The 9871-nt window shown below is 66.5% G+C and carries 8 protein-coding genes; 5 read left to right on the top strand and 3 right to left on the bottom strand.

Annotated features, from left to right (window positions below):
- Nucleotides 1-15: 15 nt before the first annotated feature.
- Nucleotides 16-495 carry an Lrp/AsnC family transcriptional regulator gene (locus tag ACYPYD_RS10895; RefSeq protein WP_008832660.1) on the bottom strand — a complete coding sequence of 160 codons (480 nt, stop codon included), beginning with the start codon at nucleotides 493-495 and terminating at the stop codon, nucleotides 16-18.
- A gap of 127 nt (nucleotides 496-622) precedes the next feature.
- Here ACYPYD_RS10895 and ACYPYD_RS10890 point away from each other — a divergent pair, with 127 nt between their 5' ends.
- Nucleotides 623-2962, top strand: a complete 2340-nt coding sequence (locus tag ACYPYD_RS10890) for a transketolase (RefSeq protein WP_459663127.1) — start codon at nucleotides 623-625, stop codon at nucleotides 2960-2962.
- A gap of 6 nt (nucleotides 2963-2968) precedes the next feature.
- Here the strand turns inward: ACYPYD_RS10890 and ACYPYD_RS10885 are convergent, their stop codons facing one another.
- Entirely contained in the window at nucleotides 2969-3979 is a 1011-nt protein-coding gene (locus ACYPYD_RS10885) for a LacI family DNA-binding transcriptional regulator (protein WP_036529037.1), read from the bottom strand.
- Nucleotides 3980-4431: 452 nt separating this feature from the next.
- Here ACYPYD_RS10885 and ACYPYD_RS10880 point away from each other — a divergent pair, with 452 nt between their 5' ends.
- Entirely contained in the window at nucleotides 4432-5733 is a 1302-nt protein-coding gene (locus tag ACYPYD_RS10880) for a sugar MFS transporter (RefSeq protein ID WP_459663124.1), read from the top strand.
- Nucleotides 5734-5940: 207 nt separating this feature from the next.
- Here ACYPYD_RS10880 and ACYPYD_RS10875 read toward each other — a convergent pair whose 3' ends face one another.
- Nucleotides 5941-6528, bottom strand: a complete 588-nt coding sequence (locus ACYPYD_RS10875; protein ID WP_172705055.1) for a MarR family winged helix-turn-helix transcriptional regulator — start codon at nucleotides 6526-6528, stop codon at nucleotides 5941-5943.
- Between ACYPYD_RS10875 and ACYPYD_RS10870 the strand changes: the two genes are divergently transcribed.
- The 3 genes from ACYPYD_RS10870 to ACYPYD_RS10860 form a co-directional block, all read left to right on the top strand.
- Entirely contained in the window at nucleotides 6522-7685 is a 1164-nt protein-coding gene (locus ACYPYD_RS10870) for an HlyD family secretion protein (protein ID WP_211150937.1), read from the top strand. The genes ACYPYD_RS10875 and ACYPYD_RS10870 overlap by 7 nt on opposite strands.
- Nucleotides 7682-9217, top strand: coding sequence for an MDR family MFS transporter (locus ACYPYD_RS10865; protein ID WP_211150936.1), 1536 nt, complete (start codon nucleotides 7682-7684; stop codon nucleotides 9215-9217). The genes ACYPYD_RS10870 and ACYPYD_RS10865 overlap by 4 nt, the downstream gene beginning before the upstream one ends.
- Before the next feature lie 8 nt (nucleotides 9218-9225).
- Nucleotides 9226-9871 (top strand): TolC family protein (locus ACYPYD_RS10860; protein WP_459663123.1); only part of this gene is annotated, 646 nt, incomplete at its 3' end.

Genomic DNA, 9871 nt, shown 5'->3' with positions numbered 1-9871 from the left:
ACGTCCCTGCCGTCATCACACCGGGATTTTAGTCCGGTACACCACCGGCCTTAGTGCGAAGCTGGTGGTGACTTGCGAGACGCCCTCGATCCGCGTCAGCCTGTTGCGCAGGAAATCCTCGAAAGTGCCCAGCGAAGGCACCAGCAGCCGCAACTGATAGTCCGCCTCCCCGGTCATCAGGTAGCATTCCATGACCTCGGGAAACTGCATGATCGCGGTTTCGAAGGCTTCCAGGTGGCGGTCATCCTGCTGATCGAGCCGCACGCGGACGAAGGCGGTGACGCCAAGACCTACCGTCTCGGGATCGACCAGCGCGACGTAGCGGGTGATCACGCCTTCGCCTTCCAGCTGTTTGAGGCGGCGCAGGCAGGGGGAGGGGGACAGGCCGACCCGCTCCGACAGTTCCTGATTGGTGATGCGTCCGTCGGACTGCAGCTCGTCGAGAATCCGGCGGTCAATCGAGTCCAGCGGTGATGGCATGATTATGGCGTCCATTGTGGAATTATCGGCAGGTTCTGCCAATGGATACGCGCTGAGAGGCCGAACACGCAAGGACATGCGCAGCCCGCCGAGCGTATTCTGCCGCGATGGCGCTCGAGCGCCATTCAGGGAGCATGAGCAGATGGCCGACACGATCACCCAGACCCGCGCCGACCTTGTCGCGACGCTGGAGGCGCTGGAGAAGCGGCTGCTGTGGCTCTCGGCATGGACGATCCACAACGCCAACCACCTGCGCCCCAAGCGCGTTGGCCTGAAGGTCGGCGGGCATCAGGCCAGCTGCGCCTCGATGACGGCGATCATGTCCGCGCTCTACTTCCATGCGCTGCGCCCGCAGGACAAGGTGGCGGTGAAGCCCCACGCGGGGCCGGTGCTCCACGCGATCCACTACCTGCTGGGCGAGCAGACGCGCGAGAAGCTGGAGCGCTTTCGCGGCCTCGGCGGCGTGCAGAGCTACCCCTCGCGCACCAAGGACACGATCCCCGTGGACTTCTCGACCGGCTCGGTCGGCCTCGGCGTCGCGGTGACGGCGTTCTCGAGTCTGGTGCAAGACTATCTCGTCGCGCATGGTCAAGTGCGCGAGGAAGACGCGGGGCGGATGATCGCGCTGATGGGCGATGCCGAACTCGACGAGGGCAACATCTACGAATGCCTCATCGAAGGCTACAAGCACGACTTGCGCAACTGCTGGTGGGTGGTGGACTACAACCGCCAGTCGCTCGACAGCACGACGGCGGACCGCATGTTCCGCCGCTTCGACGACATCTTCGAGACCTGCGGCTGGCGCGTCGTCACGCTCAAGTACGGCAAGCTGCAGCGCGAGGCTTTCGCAAAGCCCGGCGGCAAGGCGATCGAGGAATGGATCGACCAGTGCCCCAATGCCGATTTCGCGGTGCTCACCTATCAAGGCGGCGCGGCGTGGCGCGCGCGGCTGATGGCCGACATCGGCGGCAAGGCGCAAGTTCGCAAGCTGCTGGACAGCTACGACGACGATGCGCTGGCGGCGCTGATGACGAACCTTGGCGGCCACTGCATCGAGAGCCTCATCGACGCCTTCGATGCCTGCGACGATGACCGGCCGACGCTGTTCATCGCCTATACCGTCAAGGGTCACGGGTTGCCGCTGGCGGGGCACAAGGACAACCATTCGGGCATGATGAACCCACCCCAGATGGAGCAGTTCCGCACCCTGATGGGCGTGCCGGAAGGGCAGGAATGGGAACCCTGGGGCGGCCTTGGCGACAATGCCGCCGCCGCGCTCGACGCCTTCGTCAAGGCCAGCCCGATCGCCCGCAAACCCGCCGAGCCCTTGGCGCCGATGGTTGCCGTGCCCGCGCTGCCGGCGCCCGAAGGCGCGGAGCAATCAACGCAGGCGGCCTTCGGACGCATCCTGCTCGACATCGCCAAGTCGGGCGAGGAACTGGCCGACCGCATCGTCACCACCGCGCCCGACGTCACGCAGACCACCAACCTCGGCGGCTTCGTCAATCAGCGCGGACTGTTCCGGCGGCAGGAACTGGCCGACGTGTTCCAGAAGGCGAAGATCCCCTCGGCGCAGAAGTGGTCGGCGCACGGGGCGGGCCAGCACATCGAACTGGGCATCGCCGAGAACAACTTCTTCATCATGCTCGCCTCGCTGGGGCTGGCCGGGCCGCACTTCGGCACGCGGCTGCTGCCGGTGGGGACGGTCTACGATCCGTTCATTTCGCGCGGGCTCGATGCGCTGAACTATGGCTGTTATCAGGACTCGCGCTTCCTGCTGGTGGGCACGCCCTCGGGCCTGACGCTGGCGGCGGAGGGCGGCGCGCACCAGTCGATCAACACGCCGCTGATAGGCATGGGCCAGCCGGGGCTGACAGCCTTCGACCCCGCCTTCGCCGACGAACTGGCGCTCATCATGGGCTGGTCGTTCGACCACATGCAGCGCGAGGACGGCGGCTCGGTCTACCTGCGCCTCTCCACCCGCGCGATCCCGCAGGTGTCGCGCGAGAACGACGACTGGCAGGCCGATGCCTTGAAGGGCGGATACTGGCTGAAGAAGCCGGGTCCGGACGCGCAGGCGGCGATCGCCTTCTCCGGCGTCGTGGCACCCGAAGCGCTGGCGGCGTGGGAGCAACTGGCGGAGGATCTGCCGGGTATCGGCCTGCTCAACGTGACCTCGCCGGACCTGCTCCATCGGGGCTGGTCGGCGCGGCGGGCGGCGCGCTGGAACGGGCAGAAGCAGGCGCCGAGCCATGCGGAGACCTTGCTGGGCGCGCTGGCGCCGGGGGCGGGGCTGGTGACGGTGCTGGACGGCTCGCCGGGGGCGCTGTCGTGGCTGGGCGGGGTCAAGGGCATGCGCGTCAGCCCGCTCGGCACCGACCGCTTCGGGCAGACGGGGGACCTCTACGATCTCTACCGGACTTACCGTCTCGACGCCGACGCCATCATCGACGCCGCCGCCGAACTTTTCCTGGAGGACTGAGCGCCTTCAGCGGCGAGGGGGCGCGGTCGATCCCCTCGTCACCAGGGTGCAATCGAAGGTTTTCTTGCCGACTTCGCTGGTCTTCCTGAAGTCGAGGAGCAGCCGCACGGCTTCTTCGGCCATTTCGAAGATAGGCTGGCGCATCGTTGTCAGTTCCGGCCAGACGCTGCGGGCGATCCAGCTGTCGTCGAAGCCGACGACGGAGAGGTCATCGGGTATCTTGACGCCCAGCTGCGCGGCGGCGGCGAAAACACCGGCAGCCATGTCGTCGTTCTCCGCGAAGATCGCGGTCGGCGGCTGGGGCGCGCGCATGATCTGCAGGCCAGCGCCGATCCCGGAGGAAAACGTGAACTCGCCGGTGGCGGTGACGATATCGGACGGGGCGTGGCCACGTTCCTCCAGCGCGGCGACGAAAGCTTCGCGCCGCCATTGGCTCGCGCCATGCGTCGCCGGGCCGTCGATGAGGCCGAACCTGCGGTGGCCAAGGCCCCAGAGGTGGCGGACGAGGTCGTGCACCGCCGCCGCGTCGTTCGAGCGGACGCTGGCGACTTCGGGATTGTCGCGGATCGGGGCGAGCAGGACGTAGGGCAGCTTGCGCGCGTCGAGGGCGGCGATCACGGCCGCGTTGTCGCAGGCGGGCGGGGTGACGACCATGCCGTCCAGGCGAGCGCTGGCGAGCAGGCCGTCCATGGTCTCACGGATGTCGCTGGCCGAGGTGTCGACGCTCTCGATGACAAGTTGGAAGCCCGCCGCGCGGCAGGCGGCATAAGCGCCGTTGAGGATCTGGAGGGTGTAGCCCGGGCTTGGGTTGTCGAACAGGATGCCGAGGAAGAACGAGCGCCCGGCCGCCAGCGCTCGCGCGGCGAAGTTGGGGCGGTAACCGAGTTCGGCGACGGCCTTGTCGACCTTGGCCTTGAGGTCGGGGCGGACGCTCGCTTCGTTGTTGATAACCCGGGAGACGCTTTTCATCGAGACGCCCGCCTGACGGGCAACGTCCATGATGGTGACCTTTTTCATTTCCCCCGGTGCGTCCTCAGATTGGCTTTGTGCATGGCCTCTGTTTCACCAAGCCCGCCCGAATGCAAGGCAATCGCCATCACGCGGGAAGCGGGTTCAGTATGAAGACAGCGTTGTATCAAGCAATCCTGTTAGCGGTCACGTTCTACCTGCAATCGCAAGCATCTTTTTTAATGACAGCGCTGTTTTTTGGAAATACATATGCAGCAGATCAAACGTCAGGCGCAATCTTCAAGCGCGCCGGCAGAGCGGGAGGGGACAGTGAGCGGATTCCTTGCAGTCGCTTCGGCGCAAAAGCCGGGCGAACCCGTGGCGGCGCGGCCGGGCGGAGAGCTTTGGGAGGGTTGATCCTCCCAGCAAGGCCGGTCGCACCCTCCTCCGCGACCGGCCTTGCAGAAACCCCCGCTTGATCTACGACCGCTCCCGACACGCAGCACAAGGAATCCCCAGTCATGGCGATGGCGCCGTCCACCAGCAGTGATCCGCAATTCGCCGAGGAAGTGCCCGGAGGCCACGTCGATGCGGCCGAGCTGCGCTATTTCGTGATGGCGCTGTTCTTCATCTTCGGCGGCATCACCAGCCTGAACGACGTGATCATCCCCAAGCTCAAGGAACTGTTCACGCTCAGCTACACGCAGGCGATGCTGGTGCAGTTCTGCTTCTTCACGGCTTATGCGGTGATCGGCATTCCGGGCGCGATGCTGGTGCGTAAGGTCGGCTACATGCGCGGCGCGGCCGCCGGTCTGGTGATCATGATCGCGGGCTGCCTGGCGTTCATCCCGGCCTCGCAGACCGCGAGCTACTGGCTGTTCCTGGCCGCGTACTTCGTGCTCGCGGCGGGGGTCGTGATCGTGCAGGTGGTGGCGAACCCGCTGATCAGCCTGCTCGGCAAGCCGGAAACCACCAGTTCGCGCCTGACGTTCGCGCAGGCGTTCAACTCGCTGGGCACCACGATCTTCCCGATCGCGGGGTCGGTGCTGATCCTCGGCAGTCTGGCCAAGGTGTCCGCCCATGACCTGACCGGAGAGGCGCTCGACGCCTATCGCCGCGCGGAAAGTGCCGCGATCGTGCATGGCTATCTGGGCATCGCGGTCGCCCTGGCGATCGTCGCGGGAGCCGTGTGGATGTTCCGCAATCGTCTCCTGGTCGAGAAGCACGGGGACACCGGCGGCTTTGCGGGCTTCGACCTGCTGAAGCGCCCGCGCTTCGGCTACGGCGCGCTTTGCATCTTCCTGTACGTCGGTGCGGAAGTCTCGATCGGCTCGCTCATCGTCAGCTACCTGATGCAGGACCATGTGATGGCGCTGCCCGAGCAGTCGGCGGGCAAGCTGATCGGCCTCTACTGGGGCGGCGCGATGGTCGGCCGCTTCATCGGTTCGGCGGTGCTGCGCGTGCTGAACCCCGGCATCGTGCTGGCTTTCAATGCCTGCGCGGCGATCGCGCTGATCGCGCTTTCGGTGACGTCCAGCGGCCATGTCTCGGGCTATGCCCTGCTGTCGGTGGGGCTGATGAACTCGATCATGTTCCCGACCATCTTCAGCCTCGCCTGCGACAAGCTGGGCATGCGTGCGGCGGACGGGTCGGGCATCATCAACGTCGCGATCTGCGGCGGTGCGATCGTGCCGCTGGCGACCGGCGCGATCGCCGACGCGGCCGGGGGTAATCTCGGCGTGGCGCTGGTGCTTCCGGCGCTATGCTACGCGGTCATCGCGGGCTTCGGCCTCTTCGCGCGCAAGAGCGGAGCACAGGCGTAAGCCAACGCCGCCGCGATGCGTGGCTGATCGCTCACCCAGCGCTGGCGAGCAATCGCCGCCCATGGTACTCTCCGTGACGCACTCAAGAATGAGGCGGCATGGAGAGAGGCTATGGACGGTTTGGAATCCGTATTTTGCGCCTGCGAATTCCGCATCTTGTGCATTGCGGTGATGTGCACCGGCACGATCGCGGCTCTGACGGTTGCCTTACTGACCTGAGGCTGCACCCGGGATCAGGCCGACCGGCGCGCCCATCTCGATGATCCGGTCGTTCAGCGTTTTCAGGATGCGCAGGAACTCTGCCATGTCCGCTGCCGGAAGAGTCTCGAAGAACTCGGCGGCGAACGCATCTCGGTAAGGCGCGACTTCCTGCACCACCACCGCCCCGGCCGGCGTAAGGCTGATCCGCTTCGCGCGGCGATCGTTCGGATCGGGCGTGCGCATCGCCAGGCCATCGCGTTCCAGCGCATCCACCGCCTCGGTCACCGTGCGCGGCGCCTGATTGAGGGTGTCGGCGATGTCGGTCGAGCGGATCGGCCCGGCGCGATCCAGCAGCATCAGCAGCTTGAGCTGCGCAAGCGACGTGCCCCGCTCGCGCACGCGATCGTTGAACAGGCGATGCATCCGCTGGTGCAGATCGCGCATCTCTTCGAGGATTTCTTGCTCGATGCTCATGACGAGAAATAGTGTGGGACCATATAAAATGGTGTTGCCATACATCGCGCTTAGGTGCAAGTGCGAGCCCAATCGCCGCTGCGATGCAGCAATAACGGTATGGATTTCGACTGATGGCAACGGATTTGAGCGAATCGCAGGGGCAGTCTGCCGCGAATCAGGGACCGGAACGGGTGCCACCGCTCAAGCGCCCGGGTGTGCGTCGTGGTCTGCTGGCGGCGGGTGTTCTGGTGTTGGTGGCGGGCGGGTTGTGGCTGGCCCAGTACCAGATCTACGGCAAATTCGAGCAGAACACCAACGACGCCTATATCCAGGCTGACGCCGTCACCATCTCTCCCAAGATTTCCGGCTATGTCGAGCAAGTCCTCGTCGGTGACAACCAGGATGTGAAGGTGGGCCAGCCGCTCGTCCGCATCGACCCGCGCGACTACGATGCGCAGGCGCAGCAGTATCAGGCCCAGATCGACGTCGCCAAGGCCAATGCCGACAATGTGCGCGCCACGATCAGCGAGCAGGAAGCCGCCATCGCACAGGCCCGCGCCCAGCTTGCCTCGGCCGAGCAGGATGCACGCTTCGCTGCCGGTGAGGCGGCCCGCTACGCGCCGCTCGCCGCCAGCGGAGCGGAGACCGCCGAGCGTCTGTCCAGCTTGCGCAATCAGGCGGCGAAAGCCCGCGCCGTCGCGGATGCACAGCGCGCCACGCTGCTTTCGGCCGAGCGCCGGATCGCTTCGCTCAATGCGCAGGTCCGTCAGGCCGACGCGCAGGGCGAGGCGGCGCGTGCGCAACTGGCCGCCGCGCACGTCAACGTAGGGTCGACCGTGCTGAAGAGCAGCGTTGCGGGCCGGATCGGCGACCGCACGGTGCGTGCCGGGCAGTTCGTGCAGGCGGGTACGCGGCTGATGTCGGTGGTGCCGCTGTCCAAGCTCTACGTCACCGCCAATTTCAAGGAAACCCAGATCGGCCTGATGCGTCCGGGCCAGCCCGCGACGATCGAGATCGACGCGCTGGATGGCACGAAGATCGCCGGGCACGTCGAAAGCATCTCGCCGGGTACGGGCGCGCAGTTCTCGCTGCTGCCGCCGCAGAATGCCACGGGCAACTTCACCAAGATCGTCCAGCGCGTGCCGGTGCGCATCGCCATCGACGCGGGCACCGAGGCGCGGCGCGTGTTGGTGCCGGGCCTGTCGGTGGTCGTCACTGTCGACACGATCTCGGCCAAGGGCGCGCAGCGCAGCATCGCCGCTCAGGAAGAGGCACGCCGGGACGCCAAGCCGTGAACGACGCGGTTTCCGCGCCTCAACCTGAACAGCGCGCCGATGCGGCGGCCTGGCTGGCTGTGGCGGCGGGCACGCTCGGTGCGCTCATGGCGACGCTCGACGTGTCGATCGTCAACAGTTCACTGCCGACGATCCAGGGCGAAATCGGCGCCAGCGGCACCGAGGGCACGTGGATCGCGACGGCCTATCTGGTGGCGGAGATCATCGTCATTCCCCTCTCCGGCTGGCTTGAGCGGCTGCTCGGCCTGCGCACGCTGCTGCTGGTCGCCTCGATCCTGTTCACCCTGTTTTCGATCGTCTGCGGTCTTTCGACGACGCTGCCGATGATGATCGCCGGCCGCATCGGGCAGGGCTTCACCGGCGGAGCGCTGATCCCGACGGCGATGACGATCGTGGCGACACGATTGCCTCGCGCGCAGCAACCGGTAGGCAACGCCCTGTTCGGTGCGACCGCGCTGCTGGGGCCGGTGGTCGGCCCTGTGCTCGGCGGCTGGCTGACCGAGAACGTGAGCTGGCACTACGCCTTCTTCCTGAACCTGCCGGTCGGCATCGCGCTGGTGACGCTGCTGCTCCTCGCGATCCCGCACCAGCCGGCCAAGCTGCACCTGATCCGCGAGGCGGACTGGCTCGGCATCCTCGGCCTTGCGCTGGGGCTGGGCGCGCTGACGGTCGTGCTGGAAGAGGGAGAGCGCGAACAGTGGTTCGAATCCTCGCTGATCATCACCCTGACGCTGATCTCGCTGCTGGGCTTCGCCTTGCTGGGGCTTGGGCAGGTGGCGGCTCGCAAGCCCGTCATCCGGCTGAGCCTCCTGCTCAACCGGCAGTTCGGCAGCGTCGTCGCCATGGTCACCGTGGTCGGCATGGTGATTTACGGCACGTCCTATGCGATCCCGCAGTTCCTTGCGACCATCGCCGGGTACAATTCGCTGCAGGCGGGGCAGGTGGTGATGCTCTCGGGCATTCCGGTGATGCTGATGATGCCGATCACGCCCTGGCTGCTGCGCAACGTGGACATCCGCATTTCCGTCTGCCTCGGGCTGTGCATCCTGGCGCTCAGCGCCTGGCTGGAGACCGGGCTGACTGCCACGTCTGACAGTTCGGATTTCACCGATTCCCAGCTGCTGCGCGGCATGGGCACCGTGTTCTGCATGATGTTCCTGAATCAGGCGGCGATCCGATCGGTGCCGCCGGAGCAGGCGGGCGACGCCTCGGGGCTCTACAATTCCGCGCGCAACCTGGGCGGTTCGTTCGCTCTGGCCGGGATCGCCATCATCCAGGACCAGCGGCTGTGGCTGCATAGCCGCAGGCTCGAGGAGAGCCTCAACGCCAACTCGCTGGCGGTGCAGGACTACGTTGCCGGGCAGGGGAGCGGCGCCTTGCGCTCGATCGCGGCGACGATCCAGACCCAGGCGCTGACGATGACGTACAGCGACATGTTCTGGATCATGTCGGTGGGGATCGTGTTCGTGATCCCGCTCGTGCTTTTCCTGCGCCCGCTGCCCAAGAACGCGCCGCTGGCGTCCGGACATTGAGGAAGACCATGCGTTCCCAGATTCTGCTGCTTTCCCTCGCCACCGGCTTGCTGGCCGGTTGCACCGTCGGCCCCGACTATGCCGGGCCGCCAAAGACGGCATCGGATGCCGCTGGCGCGGCCTTCGTGCGCGCCGATGCGGGCACGACCAGCGCGCCGCCGGTCGCCGACTGGTGGAAGACCCTCGGCGATCCACAGCTCGACGCCCTGATCACCCGCGCTCTTGCCAGCAACACCGACATTCGCGCTGCCGAAGCCCGGTTGCGGCAGGCCCGGGCCGCGCTGGGCGAGCAGCGCGCGAACAGCGCACCCAAGGCGAGCGCCTCCGCCCTCTATGCCCACGCGCACATTCCCGGGGCGAGCCTGGGGTCCAGCGACAGCAGCGGCAGTTCCAGCAGCGACCTCAACCTTTACAACCTCGGCTTCGACGCGAGCTGGGAGATCGACCTGTTTGGCGGCCAGCGCCGCACCGTCGAAGCCGCGCGCGCACAGATGGAAGGCACCGAGGCGAGCCTTGCCGACGTGCAGGTCAGCATCTCCGCCAACGTCGCGCAGAACTACCTGAACTTGCGTGACCGCCAGCAGCGCATCGCGCTGGGCGAGCAGTCGGTGGCGATGCAGACGGACATGCTGGCGCTCACCCGCCAGCGCTTCG

This window comes from Novosphingobium sp. 11B (assembly GCF_054589055.1).
This window is presented reverse-complemented; position numbering and strand designations above follow the sequence as displayed.